The sequence below is a fragment of the Bifidobacterium ruminantium DSM 6489 genome (assembly GCF_000770925.1).
In the GTDB taxonomy this organism is placed as follows: domain Bacteria; phylum Actinomycetota; class Actinomycetes; order Actinomycetales; family Bifidobacteriaceae; genus Bifidobacterium; species Bifidobacterium ruminantium.
In genome coordinates this window covers 37,875-56,521 of sequence record NZ_JDTK01000017.1, presented here as the reverse complement: position 1 = coordinate 56,521, position 18,647 = coordinate 37,875, and the positions used below count along the sequence as shown (strand labels likewise).

Here is an 18,647-nt window from a genome sequence, read left to right as displayed (position 1 = left end):
CCCCCACCCGCGTATGCTTGCGAATCGCGGAAATCCGTGCATCGCAATCATTGCTGCAGGCAGGGCAACGCTGCGCGGTTGCGGGCACCGGGCGGACGCCGTCGGTGCATTCCTGCCATTATTGCACATCCAAGGCGTGCGGAAAACGGACATGGAAGGAATCAGTGTACGGCGAACTGCGTGCGGAATCGTGAAGTATGATATATTATCGATTGTTGGTAAATTTTATTACCACAGCCGCACGGCATATGTGGCGCAACCGCAACGACGCAGTAAACAACGTAGTAACGTAAGGGGATCCAACATGGCGGATGCAATCGAAAACACGATACTCCACGCAACCAAAGCGAGCGCGGACTGGCTCACCGATCCGACGGTGTTCGCAGTGAATCGGAGGCCGGCGCATTCGAACCACCGTTACGTTATCGGCGAAACGACGGAGCCGAAGCAGAGCCTTGACGGCGAATGGAAGGTGCGCATCGAGCAGGCGCACGACGTGGACGTGGCGGACGCGCCGTTCGCCGCCGCCAATTTCAAGGATGGCGATTTCGGTGCGATCGAAGTGCCGGGCCATCTGCAGATGGCCGGATACCTCAGGAACAAGTACGTCAACATCCAGTACCCATGGGACGGCCATGAGGATCCGCAGGCGCCGGACATCCCCGAAAACAACCATGTGGCGATCTACCGCCACCGGTTCTCGCTGGATGCGCCGCTCGTGCGCACATTGAGGGACGGGGGCACGGTGAGCCTGACGTTCCATGGCGCGGCAACCGCGATCTACGTATGGCTTGACGGCACGTTCGTGGGTTACGGCGAGGACGGATTCACGCCGAGCGAATTCGATGTGACGGAAGCGCTGCGAAACGGCAATGGCAACGCCGCCGATTCCCCCGAAGCCGAGCATACGCTCACCGTCGCCTGCTACGAATATTCGAGCGCATCTTGGCTGGAAGACCAGGATTTCTGGCGGCTGCACGGCCTGTTCCGTTCCGTGGAACTCGCCGCCCAGCCGCGCACACACGTCGAAACCATGCAGATCGAAGTCGACTACGACACGACCGGCATCACCGACACCGCCAAGCTGGACGCGACGCTCGTCCTGCGCAATCCAGCCGGCGCGGCGACCATCGAAAGCGCGCTGTGCGACGGCCATGGGAACGTCGTATGGGAATCGACGCAGGCCTGCAACGGCGAAATCACGCTTGATTCCGGTAAATTGTCCAACATCGCGCCGTGGAGCGCCGAATCGCCGACGCTGTATACGCTGACCGTGCGCGTCATCGGGCACGACGGCGCAACCATCGAAACCGTGACGCAGAACATCGGCTTCCGTACGTTCCGCATCGAAAACGGCATCATGACGCTCAACGGCAAACGCGTCGTATTCAAAGGCGCGGACCGCCACGAATTCGACGCGAAGCGCGGCCGCGCCATCACCCGCGAGGACATGCTTTCCGACGTGATCTTCTGCAAGCGGCACAACATCAACGCTATCCGCACCTCGCACTATCCGAACCAGGAATATTGGTACGACCTATGCGACAAGTATGGCCTGTATCTGATCGACGAAACCAATATGGAGACCCACGGCACCTGGGTGGCCAACAACGTCGAACGCCCCGAGGATGGCATCCCCGGCAGCCGCCCCGAGTGGGAGGGCGCGTGCGTGGACCGCATCAACAGCATGATGCGCCGTGATTACAACCATCCGAGCGTGCTGATCTGGTCGCTCGGCAACGAATCGAGCGCGGGCGAGGTGTTCCGCGCAATGTACCGCCACGCGCACGCGATCGACCCGAATCGTCCGGTGCATTACGAGGGGTCCGTGCACATGCGCGAATTCGAGGACGTGACGGACATCGAAAGCCGCATGTACGCGCATGCCGACGAAATCGAACGCTACCTGCAGGACGGCAGCCCGGTGCATACGGACGGCCCGAAGAAGCCGTACATCTCCTGCGAATACATGCACGCGATGGGCAATTCGTGCGGCAACATGGACGAATACACGGCGTTGGAACGCTATCCAATGTACCAAGGCGGCTTCATCTGGGATTTCATCGACCAGGCAATCGAAGCCAAACTGCCCGACGGCACGACGCGCATGTGCTACGGCGGTGATTTCGGCGATCGTCCAAGCGACTACGAATTCTCCGGCGACGGACTGCTGTTCGCCGACCGCACCCCCTCTCCGAAGGCGCAGGAAGTCAAGCAGCTGTATGCGAACGTGAAAATCGCGGTCACGCAGGACGGCGTGCGCGTCACGAACGACAACCTGTTCGTGTCGACGGGCGCATACGCCTTCGTCTTGCTCGTGCTGGCCGATGGCAGGCCGGTGTGGAGCGCCACGCGTCGCTTCGATGTGCCGGCCGGCGAAAGCGCTCTGTTCGATGTCGATTGGCCGATCGACGACTACCTCGGCAACGCCAAGGAGCTGGTTCTGGAGGTCTCGCAGCAGTTGGGCGAGGCGTGCGATTGGGCTCCGGCCGGCTATGAGCTGGCGTTCGGCCAGTGCGTGGTGGAGGGCGCGAAGGGTACCGATGCGACTGTTGGCACGGCCAGCGCGGCTAGCGCGGCCGACGGAGCCATCACCTTCGGCCGCTGGAACGTGGGCGTGCGCGGACAGGGCCGCGAGGTGCTTTTCTCCCGAGCGCAGGGAGGCATGGTCTCATACACGCTCGGCGAGCGTGAATTCGTGCTGCGTCGACCTTCCATCACCACGTTCCGTCCGCTGACGGACAACGACCGCGGAGCCGGGCACGCCTTCGAACGCGCCGCCTGGGCGGTCGCGGGAAAGTACGCCCGCTGCGTCGGCTGCGAAATCGCGCCCCGCGGAGAGAACACCGTGGAAGCCACGTATACATATGAATTGGCGATTCCGCAGCACACAAAAGTAACGGTCCGCTACGTTGCCGATACGGACGGCCGCGTTGAGCTCGACGTCGAGTATCCGGGCGAGAAGAACGGCGGCCTGCCTACGATTCCGGCGTTCGGCATCGAATGGGCGCTGCCCGTGGAATATTCGAATCTGCGATTCTATGGTGTCGGCCCGGAGGAAACGTACGCCGATCGCAAGCACGCGAAGCTGGGCGTGTGGAGCACCGATGCGTACCGCGACCGTGCGCCGTATCTGCTGCCGCAGGAGACCGGCAACCATGAGGACGTGCGCTGGGCGGAAATCACGGACGATTCAGGCCACGGCCTGCGCGTGAAACATGCTGTGAAACCTTTCGCGATGAGTCTGCTGCCTTATTCGAGCGCGATGCTGGAGGAGGCGCTACATCAGGATGAGCTGCCGAAGCCGAGGCACATGTTCCTGCGTCTGCTGGCCGCGCAGATGGGCGTCGGCGGCGACGATTCGTGGATGTCGCCGGTGCACGCGCAGTACCAGCTGCCCGCCGACCAGCCGCTCAGCCTCAACGTCCGGCTCGAACTGTTCTAAGCTAAGCCAGCTTCAGCCTCAAGCATAACCGCCGATTCGCGGCATAATTCCGGCCGACTTGCCAATAGGCAGGCCGGCCGATTCTGTTGATGGCTGAAAACAGGCAGGGTGCCTAAAATGAAAGCATGTCTTTGAAGCAAACGACGCCTCAAAGCATGTTTTTCTGAAGGAGGGCATCATGAGCTATCCAAATATGAATCCCGGCAATCCCGACGACCCCAGTCAACCACCGCAGCCGGGATACGGCGCCTATGCACCGAGCCAGCAAGCGCAGCAATCGCAACAGCAGGACGGTCCACAAAGCGGCGGACCAGATGCCGAGCAGACCCCTCGCTATTCCGGCAATCCATACGGCAACCCGTACGGCAATCCGTATGGATATCCGTACGGTAATCCGTATGGTTACGACCCGAATAGCCATAGCAACGACAGTGGCGAGTGGGAGCCGGTAAGCCCGTTCAAGTTGGTGGAATCGTGGCTGCCACAGCGCGCTAAGAACGCCATTCGCGACGTGTACGGCGTGCTCGGCATCATGGCGATCGTCCTTGGCCTGGCACTGCTTATCTGGCCGGGCGCGACGCTTAAGATCGCCGCGATTGCACTCGGCGCGTACTTCGTGGTGTCCGGCGTGATCCGCATCGTCACCGCGATTGTGGAGCTTGGCCTGCCGGGTGGCTGGCGCGTGCTTGACATTCTGGTCGGTCTGTTGCTGACGATCGGCGGCGTGGTCATGCTGAAGAATTCGACCCTGTCCGGCGCCATGCTGGCAGTGCTCGTCACCATGGTGGTGGGCCTCGGTTGGATGATGGAAGGCGTGATGGCGCTTGTCGAATCGTGGCGCATGCCGAGTTCCGCATGGGCTGTGATATACGCGCTGATTTCGATTGTGGCCGGCTGCGTGATGCTGTTCAGCCCGCTGGCCTCCACCGGCTGGCTGATTCTGTTTGGCGGGTGCGCGCTGGTGGTGCTTGGCATCGTGGCAATCGTCCGCGCATTCACGTTCGGCAGGGTCGGCAAGTCGAAGCGCGGATAACGTACACATCGCCCGGAAAATAGGCATCAATACAAACGGTCGCACGGCATGATTCCCGCATGTTTTGCGACCGTTTTCCGTTTTATGCGCAAAATCATCACATTCGTGGAATAATGGTGGACATGGTATCTACAATCACGGCACGCGAGCTACGAAACGTCCGGCTCACCACAACGTATCTCTCCGCGGGATACAACATCGTCGAGGTGAACGAGTTCTTCGAACGTTGCGCGGACGCGCTTGATGGCAAAGCCGAAATGTCTCCCGAAGAGGTCGAGCAGCAGATGTTCACGACCGTCCGGTTCACCAACGGATACGACATCGGCCAGATCGACGATCTGCTCGACCGCATCGCGGAGACCCTGCGCCATCTTCCCGTGGAAGAACCCGTCCAGCCCGTCCAGCCCGTCCAGCCTGTCCAGCCTGTCCAGCCTATGCAACCTGTGCAGCCGGCGGCGCAGCCCATCGACGCGCAACAGCCGGCACAGCTGCCGATCGACTCGCAACAAACCCAATTCGTACAGCCAACACCGCAAACCCAGCCAGCGCAGCAGCCCGTGCCGCAACAGACGCAGCAACCCGTCCAGCAGACGCAGCCCGCTTCCGCGGCAACTGGCAAGGGCGCGATCGGCGCAGTGCTGCACGAAGGCAATCTGTTCTACGGAAAATTCCAATGGAATGGCCATCAGCACGTGCTGATCACAACCAAGGGGCAGGTGCTGGAGATCGGCCCGACCGACGTCGCCGGCTTCATTCTGCAGTAGCAGCCTGTAATCCGCGTCGATTCGCGCTGAATCGCTTTCTGCCGCCCAGCCGCTTCACATCGCGCTGTCGTTTCCGACAAATCGCGCGCAATCGACATGCGCAGAAGAAAATGCAACCATATGTTTGCATTTTCTTCAAGATGACCCGATGAATTTACCATAAAAAAGACAATTGCGGCATGCCTTAACCATGCCGGCCTGCCTATAGTGAAGGCACAACAGAAAAACAACAGAAAAGCAAGAAACAAGAAAACAGCATAAAAAGCGACGCGCCGCGCGATGTGAGAAGACAGAAATAAAGAAGAAAACCAGCGGCCGTCCGAAAGGAAACATCATGAAGCACAATACTTTCGATCAGATCGTCAATTCCAACCTCGCTTCCGTCGACCCGGGCTTCGGCCAGTTCGCATTCGCCAAAGTCTCCGCCGATCTGATGAAGAAGGTTCTCAACAAGTAAGGCCCTCAGGCGAAAGGCGGTGTGGTCAAGCCGCGTAAGGCGACCTCGCAGAGGCCGGCCGCGTAAGGCAGGATCCGGTTCGCCGTGGACAACACGGTGCGCGCGGATCTCCACTTTCCGTCCTTTCGATTACTAAAATCGCAAAGCGGGAGTGCGCGATTCCCAATCGAATCGCGCACTCCCGCTTTTTCATATACTTTTTATGCTTTATGCCGTCAGCGCAGCTTCACACGTCCGGCGTCAGCTCGCCAGCCGTCAGTGGGACGCGTCGTACTCCGTCTTCCAATTGTCGACGAAGGCCTTCTTGACGGCGCTCCAATCGCCGGTGCCCTGCGCGTATTCCGAATTGGCGTCATCGCCGGTCTTGGAGCTGACCTGAGTCCTCGGGCAGGTGGAGTCCTTCAGACACAGATCGAAGATCTGCTTGAACTGCGGCAGATAAGTGCCCTTGAAGCGCCAATCGGAGCTGGAATCGAAACCAGTGGAGGTGACGCGCCCTTGACGCCAAGCTGGTCTTTCTTGGCCTGGATGTCGTCCGCGACGGCCTTCAGGGTGTCGAAATTGTCAATGTCATCGACGCTTTTGATCTTGGCTCCGTCCGTAGCGATGTACTTGGCCAGCAGATCCTTGTTGTAGATCAGGCCGTAGCTTTCCACCACATACGGGACGCCGGCCACCTTGTCGCCATCCTTCAGCGCCATGGACTGATCCTTGAGCTGCTTGTACGGTTCGGTGTCGGACATATCCGTGGTGTAGGCCTTCCATGTCTGATAGTCGACCACGCCGTTGATCTGGAACAGGGTCGGCGCATTGGACTTGGCCAGCTCGGATTTCAGCGTCTGCGGATACGTTTCCGACGCGGCGGTCTGCACTTTGACCTCGACGCCGGTCTGCTTCGTGTACTTCTTGGCCAGCGCCTGCCATGCGTCGTTGGTCTCCAGCTTGTAGTTCAGGTAGTAGACCTTGCCTTTGCCGTTGTCGGATCCCGAATCGGAACCGCCGCACGCCGCCAGAGTGCCGATGGACATCGCCGCGATGGCCACCATACCGATTGCCGCTTTTACTGTGCGCTTCATGACCGCACCTTTCTCTCCTTGATTATTACCCTGTCGGCATGCGCAAGCTCCTCCATTGAGCCACGTCCTTGCAATTGCCGACTTCAAATATTGTGCGCTCAGAAACAAATTTTTGCAAACGCTTACATTTTTCTCACCCCCGAAGAAAAAACGACTTCCAAATAAAACGGGTTAATATTGTTGATTTATTGCGATTTTGCGATTTCAAATGCATTGAAATCGTTTTCGAACACCATTCCCCCGACGCACAACGAACCCGTTCGACGTACCGAATCGCCATCGTTGCGCCTTTTCTTGAACCGGTTCTTTTGCAATCGTTTGCATATTATTGCGCACATTCGTTTCGATACGTTGCGACCGCACGACGAACGGCACGGAACACGATTGCACCGACCGGCTTCGCGCGAACTTAACGAACTTGCCAGCAACTTAACAGCTGCGAAGTTGCTGTTAAGTTATGTTAAGCTTGCTGGCAAGTAGTTGGATTCATATCAGGAAGCGACCATGAACGCAAACGAGCTTGAGCATCTCATCCTGCAGATGCGCCAAATCGGGAACGATACGCAGGCATGCGAAGTCAAGGAATCGCGCAACAAAATCTCCGAAAGCATTCCCGACACGCTTTCCGCCTTCTCCAACGGCGACGGCGGCATCATCATCCTCGGCGTATCCGAAAAGGAAGGATTCACGCCGGTGGAATCCTTCAACGCACGAGCCATGCAGGAGGCCTTCAACGCGAAATGCGAGCAGATGACTCCCCGGGTGCGGCCGTTTCTGGAAATAATCCCCTTTGAGGGAACCAATGTCCTCGTGGCGCACGTGCCCGCGATGCCGCTCAAGGACAAACCGTGCTTCATCACATCCAAAGGACGATACCAAGGCTCATACATCCGCACCGGCGATGGTGATCGCAAACTCACCCAATACGAGATCGACCGTCTTATGGAAGAACACGGTCAGCCCACATTCGACGACGAAATCGTTCCGCAGGCCACCTTGGATGACTTGGATCCCAATCTGCTTTCCCAATTCATCGCACGCCAACGGGAGCTGCATCCACGCATTTTCGGCACGCGCGACGATGAGAACATCGCCATCAGCATGCACGTCACGAAAAAGGACGACGCGGGAACCATCCGACCAACGCTCGGAGGTTTGCTGGCTCTCGGCTCGTTCCCCCAACAGTTCTTTCCGAGGCTCAATATCACCTTCACCGCTTTTCCAGGCGTCACCAAAGCCGAAACGGTGGACGAGGACCGCAGATTCCTCGACGCGCAGACCATCATCGGTCCGATTCCTTTCATGATCGAGGATGCCCTGAACGCCGTCACCAAGAACATGCGTACCGGAGCCGTGATCGAAGGCGCATTCCGACAGGACGTGCCCGACTATCCACGCAAAGCGGTCCGCGAGGCGATCGCCAACGCGCTCATGCATCGCGACTATTCACCGGACGCCCGCGGCTCGCAGGTGCAGGTGAACCTGTATGCCGACCGTTTGGAAATCCTTAACCCAGGAGGACTTTTCGGCAATGTGACGGTCGACACGTTGGGCACCGTGGGCATCTCCTCTTCGAGGAATCAGTTCCTATCCAACATTCTGGAAACCACGCCATACCCCGATGGCGGATATGTGGTGGAGAACCGGGGAACGGGCTACCAGGTCATCGAAGAGCAGCTGCAGGCCGCGCTTATGAATCCGCCGAAGCCGCTCAATACCTTGACGTTCTTCTCCCTGACCTTCGATAAGCGAAGAATGACGAAAAACGAGAAGACGGACACCAATCCGTTATCCGTGGAGGAGGCGATCACCGAATTGCTGGGCAGGCGAAGCTCCGCGACTTCGAAGGAACTGTCCGAACTGTCCGGGCTGTCCCGCTCGACCATCACCAGTCATCTGCGAACTATGATCGCCAACGATGTCGTGGAGCCGACGGAGCCGGCACGCAGCCCGAAGCAACGGTATTGTCTGGTCAGAAAATAGCCCGTTTTCGGAGATTTCGCCAGCTTCGCACGAACTTAACGAACTTGCCAGCAACTTAACAGCGAACTTAACAGATAACTTAACCGCTGCGAAGTTGCTGTTAAGTTATGTTAAACTTGCTGGCAAGTTCGATGGCAGCTTCGCAGGCGATGCGATTGTACCGATTTATCTAACATGGTCTGCCGGGAAGCGATCCACTGGGGACGAAGCACTGCCGAAACAGAGCCTCCGTTTTCCCGGGGTGCTGGGACAATAGGCAGTTATGGCAATGAAAAAAGGACCGACCAAGGGGTCGGGCGGAAAGCATCGTAACGCGCTGAAGGGCAAGGGGCCAACCCCCAAGGCCGAAAATCGCGTGTATCACAAGGCATACAAGGCCAAGCAGGCGGCAGACCGCCGCAAAATGGCCGATCCGCGACTGGCCGCACGCCGTCGCGCCGCAAAGTTCACTTCGGAATCCGATGACCTCGTCATTGGCCGCAACGCCGTACTCGAGGCGCTGCGCTGCGGCGTGCCGGCGACCACGCTGTACGTGGCGGCACGCATCGAACATGACGACCGCACGCGCGAAATCGTGCGCCTCGCAGGCATTCACGGCCTGAACCTGCTGGAAGCGGACAGGCTGGAAATGGACCGCATCGCACGCTCGTCCAACCATCAGGGCGTGGTGCTGAAGGCTCAGCCGTTCCAGTATTCCTCGCTGGCGGAGCTCGTGGATCGCGCGGACAAGAAGGCGCGCGCCATGGAAGCCGCCAATTCGGAAAGCGCGCGTATCGCGGCACGACCGCTGTTCATCGCACTGGACGGCGTCACCGATCCGCAGAATCTCGGCGCGGTCATCCGTTCCGCGGCCGCATTCGGCGCGAACGGCGTGATTCTGCCGGAACGCCGTTCCGCTTCGGTCACTGCAGCCGCTTGGAAGGTATCGGCGGGCGCGGCCGCGCACATGCCGGTGGCACGCGTGGTGAACCTGACGAAGGCAATCGAAAGCCTGAAGGAACGCGGATACTACAGCGTCGGTCTTGACGGTGGCGGCGATGCGCTCGTCGGCGAAACCGGATTCGAAACCGATCCGCTGGTGGTTGTGCTCGGTTCGGAAGGCAACGGCCTGAGCCGTCTGGTACGAGAGGCTTGCGATTCCATCGCCGGCATTCCGATGTCGAATATGGTCGAGTCGCTGAACGCCTCCGTGGCAGCGGGCATCACGTTGTATGCCGTGGCACGCGCACGTCGTGAAGCGGCCGCGGCAGCCAAGTAATCGTCGATTACGCTGCTTATGGAAAAAAGCTCAAGCCTTATGGCTTGAGCTTTTTTGTTTGTCCACGTTACTGAATCAGTGGGTCCTGCAATTTCGGACCGCGCTACGCGCGGACTCAACGCTGCCTTCGCTACGGCTACCGCCTCGCTCGGGGCTCGCCTACAAAGGCTCCACCGGAGCCTTTGTTTAACGGCTAATGGCTCCACACCGCAGCGTCCGGATCGTCGTCCGGGTTGTAGCCGTCCTCGTCGGTGCCGTAAGTGTATTCGTCATCGATCACACCGGAGTCGGCCTCTGCGTTCAGCGCGTCGACATCCTTCGAATCGAGCTTGTACTGCGGCAGCACGTTCTCCACGTAGCTCTTCACGGCCTCGGCCATAGGCACATCGTGACCGGCCTTCTCGGCCAGGAACCAACGATGGTCTAGCACCTCATGGAAGAACTGCGCCGGCTCGATCTGCGAACGGTACTCGCGCGGAATCATGCGCACGGTCGGTTCGAACACCTCGCGCATCCAATCAGTCGCAACGATCTCAAGTTCCTCACCGTCGCGCCAAGTGGAGGCACGGTAGGCGTCCAGATCGTTGAGTAGACGGCGGGCCTGGTTCTCCTGCACGTCGAGACCGGTCAGACGCAGCAGCTTGCGATTGGCATAGCCCGCATCCACCACGCGAGGACGCACCAACACACGCTTGCCATCCTCGGCGGTCTTCATTTCCAGCTCGTCCACGTCGAATCCGAGCTCGTTGAGCTTGTTGACGCGCTTCTCAATCTTCCACATCTCGTCCGGACCGAACTTGTCGGTGTCGGTCAGCGCGCTCCACAAGGAGTGGTAGCGATCCACCAAACGATTGCCGATTTCGATCTCGTCCACATCATGCGGCAGCAATGAGCCGGAAGACAAATCCATCAGTTCGCCAATGATGTTCGTGCGGGCCAGATCCACATCGTATTCGCGCTGGCCTTCGGTCAGATTCACCTGCAAATCGCCGGTTTCGGCGTCCACCAGGAAAGCGGAGAACGCATCGGCGTCGCGCAGGAACAGCACATTCGACAGGGACACATCGCCCCAATAAAAGCCCGCCAAATGCAGACGCACCATCAACACGGCCAACGCGTCAATCAGACGCTCGGCGGTGTCAGGACGCAAATTGCGTGCGAACAGCGCACGGTACGGCAGCGAGAACTTCAGATGCTTGGTGACCAAAATGGCTTCCAGCGGCTCGCCCGCGACGTTATGACGACCAGTGACCACGGCGATTGGCTGAACCGTCGGCAGCTCCAGTTTCTGCAGGCGACGCAGCAGCTCGTATTCGCGCTCCGCCACGTTGCGTGTGATTTCCTTCATGGCGTAGACTTCGTCGCCCACGTGCACGAAACGCACGACGTGCCTGGAGATGCCTCGCGGCAGATTTGCCAAGAGATCCTCAGGCCAAGTGGCCAACGGCTTTTCCCATGGCAACGTGAACATCTTCGGATTCGAGCTTGCCGCGGTAATCTTCAACGCCTGCGGCTCTGGACTCTGCGCTGCGGGATCCTCCGCCTTCACGGAAGTGGCTTTCAGCACGCGGGGATCCATCTGCGGCAATTCATTTGATTCCATAGTTCTCCAATTTACCTGTTGACCTACCCCACATGACGAGGAAATGCCACAGCACAGACAAAGGAAAAAAGAAAAGCCCCGCGCCAACGCGGGGCTTTTCCAACGAGACAATAAGAGAGGAAGAGAATGTCTCGTTTAATGGTTGACGGGAATAGGCATTCCCGTCAAGTGTTGTTCAACCACCCGTCAGGTTTCCCAGAAGAAATACCCGACGGTTGGTTACTCGTAATCAGCTTCAGTTCAGACGCAGCTCAGTGGACGGAGCGAACAGGTGCATCTTGGACGGGTCGATCTTGATCTTGACGGTATCGCCGACCTTCGGAAGAGCACGCGGGTTCACGCGGATCGTGGTGAGCTTGTTCTGATCGGACATCATGGTGGACGCCTCAGCAGCGGAGCCATCGGTGATGATGTTGCCGTAGATGTAGCCGTCGGAGCCCAGATCCTCAACGTTCATGACCTTGAGGGAGAAGGCGTTAGCCTCATCCGGAGCAGCCAGGGAGGCGTCTTCCGGACGGAAGCCGACCACGATCTGGCCGTTGTCTTCGGCGGTGAGCTTGTTGACGGCCTCGGCCGGCAGATCCACGGTGTCCTCGCCGATCTTTGCCTTGCCGTTGACCACCGGGTGGGTGTTGATGTTCATCGACGGGGAGCCGATGAAGCCAGCGACGAAGACGTTGGCCGGACGATCGTACAGCTCGGTCGGAGCGCCGACCTGCTGCAGAACGCCGAGCTTGATGACGGCGATACGGTCGCCCATGGTCAGAGCCTCGGTCTGATCGTGGGTCACGTACAGGGTGGTGACACCCAGCTGACGCTGCAGAGCGGCGATCTGGGTACGGGTCTGGACACGGAGCTTGGCGTCGAGGTTGGACAGCGGCTCATCCATGAGGAAGACCTTCGGCTCACGGACGATTGCACGGCCCATGGCCACGCGCTGACGCTGACCACCAGACAGAGCCTTCGGCTTACGATCGAGGTACTCGGTCAGGTCGAGGATCTCAGCGGCCTTCTCGACGCGCTTGCGGATCTCGTCCTTCGGGGTGCCGGCGATCTTCAGAGCGAAGCCCATGTTATCGGCGACGGTCATGTGCGGGTACAGAGCGTAGTTCTGGAACACCATTGCGATGTCGCGGTCCTTCGGCTGCATCGTGGTGACGTCCTTGCCACCGATGAGGATGCGGCCCTTGTTGACCTCTTCAAGGCCAGCGAGCATACGCAGGGTCGTAGACTTACCGCAGCCAGACGGGCCAACCAGCACCAGGAACTCGCCATCCTTGATGTCGAGGTTCAGATCATCCACAGACGGCTTATCATTGCCCGGGTAGATACGAGTAACATGGTCGAATACGACTTCTGCCATGATTTTTCATCCTTTCAGAGGCAGGTACGTGCCTCACGATCCGTTGTAAAGGGATTTTTTATTCGGTGCCCATCCTCGCGGCTTACCACTTTGACAAAGCCACAATTCAAAGCGTTTACTTTTTGGTTTGGCGAAGATCTCTTCGTTGAGCCATGACCTACTATACACAACCGTTACGACTCGTCAATGCGTGTCGCGGGTTTTCACTGCTCAAAACGGTTTTATTAGGGGGTTAACAGCCCCTCAAATTTGCCGTTTTTTCATCGCAATATCCTCATTCCGCGAGAGAATGGACGGTAGTCTGAACGGTGAGACGTGGAGGTTCATCGTGCGCAATATCCGAATCGGAGTCGTCGAGGACGACCCTGCAAGCTGCCAACTGGTACTCGATTACCTCAATCGCTACCAAAGCGAGACCGGCGAACAATTCACCGTCTCCGTATTCGACGACGGCGCGCGCATCGTGGAGAAATATACCCCCGTTTACGACATCCTGCTGCTCGACATCGAAATGAAGGAGATGGACGGCATGGCCGCCGCCCGCCGCATCCGCGAACGCGACGACAACGTCGTGATCATCTTCATCACCGCGGCCCCGCAATACGCCATCAGCGGCTACGAAGTGCGCGCCCTGTCCTATCTGCTCAAACCGCTGCCATGGTTCGCGTTCTCGCAGGAGCTCAAGAAATCGATCGACATGGTGCGCCGCAACAGCGACGATTCCATGCTCATCGAAACTGGCAAGGGGCAGATGAGGATGAATCTCACGGACATCCTTTATCTCGAGTCGATTCGCCACACCATCGTCATCCACACGCTTGACGGCAAATACTCCATCAACGGCACACTCAAAGACATGGAAGCCAAGCTCGCCGACCGGCACTTCTTCCGCTCGAACTCCTGCTATCTGGTCAATCTCAAGCATGTGACGGGCGTTGCCGACCAGGATTGCATCATGTCCGACGACGAGCGGCTGCGCGTGAGCAGACCACGGAAGAAAGCGTTCCTCGCCGCCTTGGCCGACTACATGGGCGGCGGCCGATGATCACCAACGCGCTGCCCGACATCCCCCGTTCGTACACCGCCATCTGCGAATGGGCGGCATGCGTGGTGTATATCGCGGTACTGTTCCGCCGCGTGCCGCCGCGCCGCTCCGTCATCGTGAGCGCAATCGGACTGGCGGCGCTCATCGCCGTGCAGTATTTCGACGGCAGTATGCCGATCTGGTTTTGGATCGTCGGCATGCTGCTCGCCTTCGGCTGCATGTACCTGACGATTCTGTTCGGTGCCGGCACCGGCAAGCGCGAAGGGCTGTACATCACGGCACGCGCGTTCGTGCTGGCGGAACTGGTGGCGTCGCTGCATTGGCAGATCGTCACGTTCATCGGCATGCGCAACGGCCGATTCGCGGATTACGATTGGCATGCCGTCTTACTGCTCGTTGCCACCTACGCATTGTGTTTCGGCCTGGCCTGGCTAGTGGAACGCGGCAATTTCAGCCAGACCGCGCCCACGTTGCCGACGGCTTCCGCGGCGACCGCGACGGTGGCCATCACGATCGTCACCTTCGCCATGAGCAACCTGAGCTTCATTTCGACGAATACGCCGTTCTCCGGTTCGGTGGGCCAGGAAATCTTCTACATCCGCACGTTGGTGGATTTCTGCGGATTCGCGATTCTGTATGCGCAGCAGGAACAGGCCCGGCGCATGGAAGCGAGCGCGGAAATCGCGTCGATTAACGCGCAGCTGGAAAGCCAGCATCAGGAGTACCTGCAGTCGAAGGAGAACATCGAATCATTGGGGCGGCTTGCGCACGATCTGAAGCATCAGATCGCGGCATTGCGCGCCGAAGTCGATCCTGAGCACGCGGCGGCAGGATTCGAGCAGCTGGAGAAGTCGGTGCAGCGCTACAGCGCCCAGCAGCATACCGGCAATCCCGTGCTCGACGTCATCCTCACCACGAAAGAGCGCACTTGTGCCGATCGTGGCATCAGTTTCACCGCCGTGGCGGATGGGTCGCTCTTGTCCAATATGTCGTCGATGGATATCGCTTCGCTGTTCGGCAATGCGCTCGACAATGCGATCGAGGCCACGTCGAAGTTGGCCGATCCGGAACAACGGCTCATCAAACTGGCGTTGTTCGAGCAGAATTCCTTCACCGTGGTCCGCGTCGAAAATTATTACGATTCGCGGCTGAAGAAAGATGCCGAGGGCAATCTGCGCACCACGAAGCGCGATGACCAGCATCGGCATGGCTTCGGCGTGAAGTCGATTCGGCACATCGCGCAGCAGTACGGCGGCGAGGTGACAATCCGCACCAACGACCACTGGTTCGTGCTCACCGTGCTGCTTCCCCGCCAGACCGGCCTGATGGCCATGTGAGGATGGCGTCCATGTGAGGATGGCGAGCCGGCAATGCGAAGGCTAACGATCTGCAGCTTTCGCCCGCGGTAGATGCCAAGCGGCGAGCGACTTGGCCAGGTGAGAGGCGGTGAACGCGCTGACGGCCACCGCGAGTCCGATCGGTACGAACAGGTTGATCGGAGCATCGGCCAACTCCATCACCAGGCAAATCGCCATCAACGGCGCCTGCTGCGAGGCGGCGAGCAGCGCGCATGCGCCCAGCAGCGCATACATGCCGATCGAATTCGTGTGGAACACCTGCATCCATAGCATGCCCAGAATCGCGCCTCCGGAAGCGCCCAATGCAATGCCCGGCTGCAGCACGCCTCCGGACGCGCCGGAACGAATCGTCAGCAACGTAACAATCGCCTTGGCCACGAAAGACAGCAACAGCACCGGAATGACGGCCAAATCGGCCTTCGAGGAGAAGCTCAGCTGCGCGGTGGCGCGGCCATTGCCCATCACCTGCGGCACGGCAATCGCCACAACGCCCGTCAGCAGGCCGGCAAGCGGCATCATCCACAGAATGCCCGCTCCGGACGGCTTGTTTTTCTCCGCCCACTGGGAGCCGCGGCGGAACAGCGCGCCGGCGACGCCAAGCATCAGACCGGCAATCAGCGCGAACACCATGTAGTCGGGGGTAAACAGGCCATCCGCCTTGCCGATCAGATAAAACGTGTGCGTGCCCTTGACTAGGCTCGCCACCCATGAGGCGAGCGCCGAGCAGGCGAACGCGAGTGCGACCGTTTCGAGCGTCACGTCGGCAAGCAGGATCTCCACCGCGAAGAACGTGCCCGCGAGCGGCGCGTTGTAGACGCCCGCGAGACCGGCTGCGGCGGTGATGGCCACCAGCATGCGTGTGTCCTTCGCGTCGAGACGCACCCAGCGGGCGAATCGCTGGCCGAACATCGCGCCAAGTTCGCGAGGCGCCACTTCGCGGCCGATCGACATGCCGGTGCCGACGATGAAGATCTGCAGCAGCACATGCACGATGGTCTGCCAAACCGGCATCAGCGCGCCGCCTACGGCTTTTTTGACGGATGGCACTTTCGTGGCACGCGTGCGCAATAGCCACCAAATCACGGCCGCGATAGAGGCGCCGGCAGTCACGGAAATGAGCCGGCGGAGAGCGGGCACGTTGAAGGGACCGGATTCATGCGCATTCTCGATATATCCAAGCGCGAACCGTTCGACCTGGTACAGCATGAGCGTCAGCAGGCCCGCGGCTGCGCCGATGGCGACGCCGACGATGGCCACTGCCGCGATCAGCGCCGGAATACGGCCGATGTTCGGCTGCGATTCCGTCTCGTCCTGCGTTTGATCCGACACCATTGCTTCCCTCACGTTGCGTGCACCTCGTCTTCAGTCCGTCTCGTTGTTTGTGTTGTTTCCATCCCCCGCCGCCGCTGCGACGCCGGCAACGGATCTATCGTCCGATATCCCGTTTGCGAATCTTCGCATGTACACCGCGCTGAATGTCGACAGCTTCAGAAATATCGAAATCGACAGCGGCGCTGAGATAAGCGTACGCGTGTTTCTCATCAAAACCCGCACATGCACCCAACAAACGAATCGCTTCCTGCGTGCAGTCGGCCAACGCGTCATCCAGACGCAACGCCCGGCCGGTCGGCACCAGATAATCGTCTGTCTCCACCAACGGACCATGCAATGGACCGAAATTACGCACGAAACGGTCGCGTGCCACCACCCGCACGCGAAGCGTCGCATCCAACGACGCTTCGAAGGCGGTCAAAGCCACTTCGCCGTTGCCTTGGGCGAAATGGGGATCGCCGACATACAGGCCGGCACCTTCAGTGAATACCGGCAGATACAGGCGTGTGCCTTCAACCAGAAGATTGATGTCGATATTGCCTCCGAAATCCCCCGGCGGCACAGTGCTCAGATGCTCATCGGTGTCCGGGGTAACGCCGATCATTCCAAGAAACGGAGCCAACGGGAACACGATATCGCCGTCGGCTGGATCCGGCAGTCGCAAGGTTCTTCCGGAACGAAACGTTTCAATAGCGTCTGTCCCGCTGCGACGCATCACGCCTTGCAACCGCCCTTGGTATTCCATTGCACGGGCAAAAATGCTGACGGTCTTTCTCCCACGCGGCAGCCCTCCCATCAAAACACCTTTTCCATGACGATTGGAGATAACTCCATACGGCACGCGGGGCTTCAGGGATAGCACATCGATCGCCAGCCAATCACCCGGATGGACGTCTTTCACGGCAATGGGCCGTGTGATGACATGTGGCCCAGACCCCTGCGGATGCTCGACCCGTTCGGCGATATCAATCGCATCGGCGAGCACATCCTCGTCACGCACTCCCTGCGCATGGAAGAAAGCCAACGGATCACGGCCCTGATCCTCCAAAAGACCCTCATGACTCACAGTGTCGATACGCAGAATATCATCCGATTCCACGGTAGCTACCGGCCGGTCCCCCGGCAACGGCAACGTGCCCCAACGCACGGTATCTGGCGTACTTGCAATATGCGTGATCGCCATCATTCACTCCTTCAAAATGACCCTTTTACAGTGGAAGACATCAGGTCATCTACTCGTCTACCACTCCTCCGACCTCGCGAAGATGCTGTTCCATGGCGAATTGCGCGCCTTCGGAATCTCCCCTCCGGATGCAATCGAAAATCCGACGATGGCCCTCAATCGACAATTCCCTCAACACCATGGTTTCATGGGTCTTCAATCGAGCTGACTCAGTGGAATCGTTGACAAATTCCAGCAAAGCCGCCACCAAAGGATTTCCGGTACTTTTCGCCACCGCAAGATGGAAATTCATATCAAAATGCAACGACTCCTTCGGCTGCATCCGAGGATTCGAACGCTCGATTATCGCGTTTAACGTGATGAGATCCGACTCTGTGGCTTTGGATGCCGCAAGCGCGGCCACATGCGGCTCAACCAGATCGCGAAGCTCTATGATGTTGCTCCATTCGTGAGAAACATCCGCAAGTCTGGCCTCAATAGCCATGGCCCCTTCGTTCGGTCCAAGAACGACAGTGCCGGAGCCCCATTTGGTCGACACGATTTTGCGCGCAGCCAACAAGGCTATTGCATCACGAATCGTGTTCCTCGATACATGGAAACTCACCGCAAGCTCACGCTCGCTAGGCAGTTTGGATCCGGCTGGATAGCCGCCGGCCGCGATGCGCTGTTCCAGCAGCGATGCGATCTCCGATGCTTTTCCAGTACCGGTTTTCAGAAACACATCCCCGACATCATTGCTTTTCATAT

At 59.0% G+C, this 18,647-nt stretch carries 13 protein-coding genes and 1 pseudogene; 8 read left to right on the top strand and 6 right to left on the bottom strand.

The features are described 5' to 3' along the window. The first annotated feature begins 304 nt into the window (after window positions 1-304). From lacZ to OU26_RS10645, 4 genes are all read left to right on the top strand, one after another. Window positions 305-3,445 (top strand): beta-galactosidase, LacZ type, encoded by a 3,141-nt coding sequence (lacZ, locus tag OU26_RS07210; protein WP_026646769.1) that lies wholly within the window; start codon window positions 305-307, stop codon window positions 3,443-3,445. A 178-nt stretch (window positions 3,446-3,623) separates the two neighbouring features. Continuing rightward, a complete protein-coding gene (locus OU26_RS07205; RefSeq protein WP_026646770.1) occupies window positions 3,624-4,478 on the top strand; it encodes an HdeD family acid-resistance protein in 855 nt (284 codons plus the stop codon). Window positions 4,479-4,600: 122 nt separating this feature from the next. Next, a complete protein-coding gene (locus tag OU26_RS07200; RefSeq protein WP_160257605.1) occupies window positions 4,601-5,242 on the top strand; it encodes a DivIVA domain-containing protein in 642 nt (213 codons plus the stop codon). A gap of 334 nt (window positions 5,243-5,576) precedes the next feature. Next, on the top strand, window positions 5,577-5,699 hold the full coding sequence (locus OU26_RS10645; RefSeq protein WP_259302545.1) for a hypothetical protein: 123 nt from the start codon (window positions 5,577-5,579) through the stop codon (window positions 5,697-5,699). A gap of 297 nt (window positions 5,700-5,996) precedes the next feature. On the opposite strand, the pseudogene OU26_RS09520 reads toward OU26_RS10645, so the two are convergent. Beyond that, a pseudogene (locus tag OU26_RS09520) lies at window positions 5,997-6,775 on the bottom strand (ABC transporter substrate-binding protein); the annotation flags it as partial. A gap of 504 nt (window positions 6,776-7,279) precedes the next feature. Here OU26_RS09520 and OU26_RS07190 point away from each other — a divergent pair. Next, the gene (locus OU26_RS07190; RefSeq protein WP_026646772.1) at window positions 7,280-8,758 is read left to right on the top strand and encodes an ATP-binding protein; all 1,479 of its coding nucleotides are present in this window, start codon (window positions 7,280-7,282) and stop codon (window positions 8,756-8,758) included. A 262-nt stretch (window positions 8,759-9,020) separates the two neighbouring features. Further along, window positions 9,021-10,016, top strand: coding sequence for a 23S rRNA (guanosine(2251)-2'-O)-methyltransferase RlmB (gene rlmB, locus OU26_RS07185; RefSeq protein WP_026646773.1), 996 nt, complete (start codon window positions 9,021-9,023; stop codon window positions 10,014-10,016). Window positions 10,017-10,209: 193 nt separating this feature from the next. On the opposite strand, the gene OU26_RS07180 is transcribed toward rlmB, so the two are convergent. Both OU26_RS07180 and OU26_RS07175 read right to left on the bottom strand, forming a co-directional pair. After that, on the bottom strand, window positions 10,210-11,619 hold the full coding sequence (locus OU26_RS07180) for a DUF4032 domain-containing protein (RefSeq protein ID WP_026646774.1): 1,410 nt from the start codon (window positions 11,617-11,619) through the stop codon (window positions 10,210-10,212). Window positions 11,620-11,854: 235 nt separating this feature from the next. Next, window positions 11,855-12,982 carry an ABC transporter ATP-binding protein gene (locus tag OU26_RS07175; protein ID WP_026646775.1) on the bottom strand — a complete coding sequence of 376 codons (1,128 nt, stop codon included), beginning with the start codon at window positions 12,980-12,982 and terminating at the stop codon, window positions 11,855-11,857. A 328-nt stretch (window positions 12,983-13,310) separates the two neighbouring features. On the opposite strand from OU26_RS07175, the gene OU26_RS07170 reads away from it, so the two are divergent. Both OU26_RS07170 and OU26_RS07165 read left to right on the top strand, forming a co-directional pair. After that, a complete protein-coding gene (locus OU26_RS07170; protein WP_026646776.1) occupies window positions 13,311-14,027 on the top strand; it encodes a LytR/AlgR family response regulator transcription factor in 717 nt (238 codons plus the stop codon). Beyond that, a complete protein-coding gene (locus OU26_RS07165; RefSeq protein WP_026646777.1) occupies window positions 14,024-15,364 on the top strand; it encodes an ATP-binding protein in 1,341 nt (446 codons plus the stop codon). The genes OU26_RS07170 and OU26_RS07165 overlap by 4 nt, the downstream gene beginning before the upstream one ends. A gap of 42 nt (window positions 15,365-15,406) precedes the next feature. On the opposite strand, the gene OU26_RS07160 is transcribed toward OU26_RS07165, so the two are convergent. The 3 genes from OU26_RS07160 to OU26_RS07150 all read right to left on the bottom strand — a co-directional run bounded on the left by OU26_RS07160 (window position 15,407) and on the right by OU26_RS07150 (window position 18,645). Then, a complete protein-coding gene (locus tag OU26_RS07160; RefSeq protein ID WP_026646778.1) occupies window positions 15,407-16,717 on the bottom strand; it encodes a chloride channel protein in 1,311 nt (436 codons plus the stop codon). Window positions 16,718-16,811: 94 nt separating this feature from the next. Next, a complete protein-coding gene (locus OU26_RS07155; protein WP_202805800.1) occupies window positions 16,812-17,702 on the bottom strand; it encodes an acetamidase/formamidase family protein in 891 nt (296 codons plus the stop codon). 247 nt (window positions 17,703-17,949) lie between these two features. Beyond that, window positions 17,950-18,645, bottom strand: a complete 696-nt coding sequence (locus OU26_RS07150; RefSeq protein ID WP_051592964.1) for a FadR/GntR family transcriptional regulator — start codon at window positions 18,643-18,645, stop codon at window positions 17,950-17,952. Between the last annotated feature and the right edge of the window lie 2 nt (window positions 18,646-18,647).

Excerpts from the sequence above, each read along its gene's own strand:
- lacZ (WP_026646769.1), top strand. The coding sequence starts at position 305 with ATGGCGGATGCAATCGAAAACACGATACTCCACGCAACCAAAGCGAGC.
- OU26_RS07205 (WP_026646770.1), top strand. The coding sequence starts at position 3,624 with ATGAGCTATCCAAATATGAATCCCGGCAATCCCGACGACCCCAGTCAA.
- OU26_RS07200 (WP_160257605.1), top strand. The coding sequence starts at position 4,601 with ATGGTATCTACAATCACGGCACGCGAGCTACGAAACGTCCGGCTCACC.
- OU26_RS10645 (WP_259302545.1), top strand. The coding sequence starts at position 5,577 with ATGAAGCACAATACTTTCGATCAGATCGTCAATTCCAACCTCGCTTCC.
- OU26_RS07190 (WP_026646772.1), top strand. The coding sequence starts at position 7,280 with ATGAACGCAAACGAGCTTGAGCATCTCATCCTGCAGATGCGCCAAATC.
- rlmB (WP_026646773.1), top strand. The coding sequence starts at position 9,021 with ATGGCAATGAAAAAAGGACCGACCAAGGGGTCGGGCGGAAAGCATCGT.
- OU26_RS07180 (WP_026646774.1), bottom strand. The coding sequence starts at position 11,619 with ATGGAATCAAATGAATTGCCGCAGATGGATCCCCGCGTGCTGAAAGCC.
- OU26_RS07175 (WP_026646775.1), bottom strand. The coding sequence starts at position 12,982 with ATGGCAGAAGTCGTATTCGACCATGTTACTCGTATCTACCCGGGCAAT.
- OU26_RS07165 (WP_026646777.1), top strand. The coding sequence starts at position 14,024 with ATGATCACCAACGCGCTGCCCGACATCCCCCGTTCGTACACCGCCATC.
- OU26_RS07160 (WP_026646778.1), bottom strand. The coding sequence starts at position 16,717 with ATGGTGTCGGATCAAACGCAGGACGAGACGGAATCGCAGCCGAACATC.
- OU26_RS07150 (WP_051592964.1), bottom strand. The coding sequence starts at position 18,645 with ATGAAAAGCAATGATGTCGGGGATGTGTTTCTGAAAACCGGTACTGGA.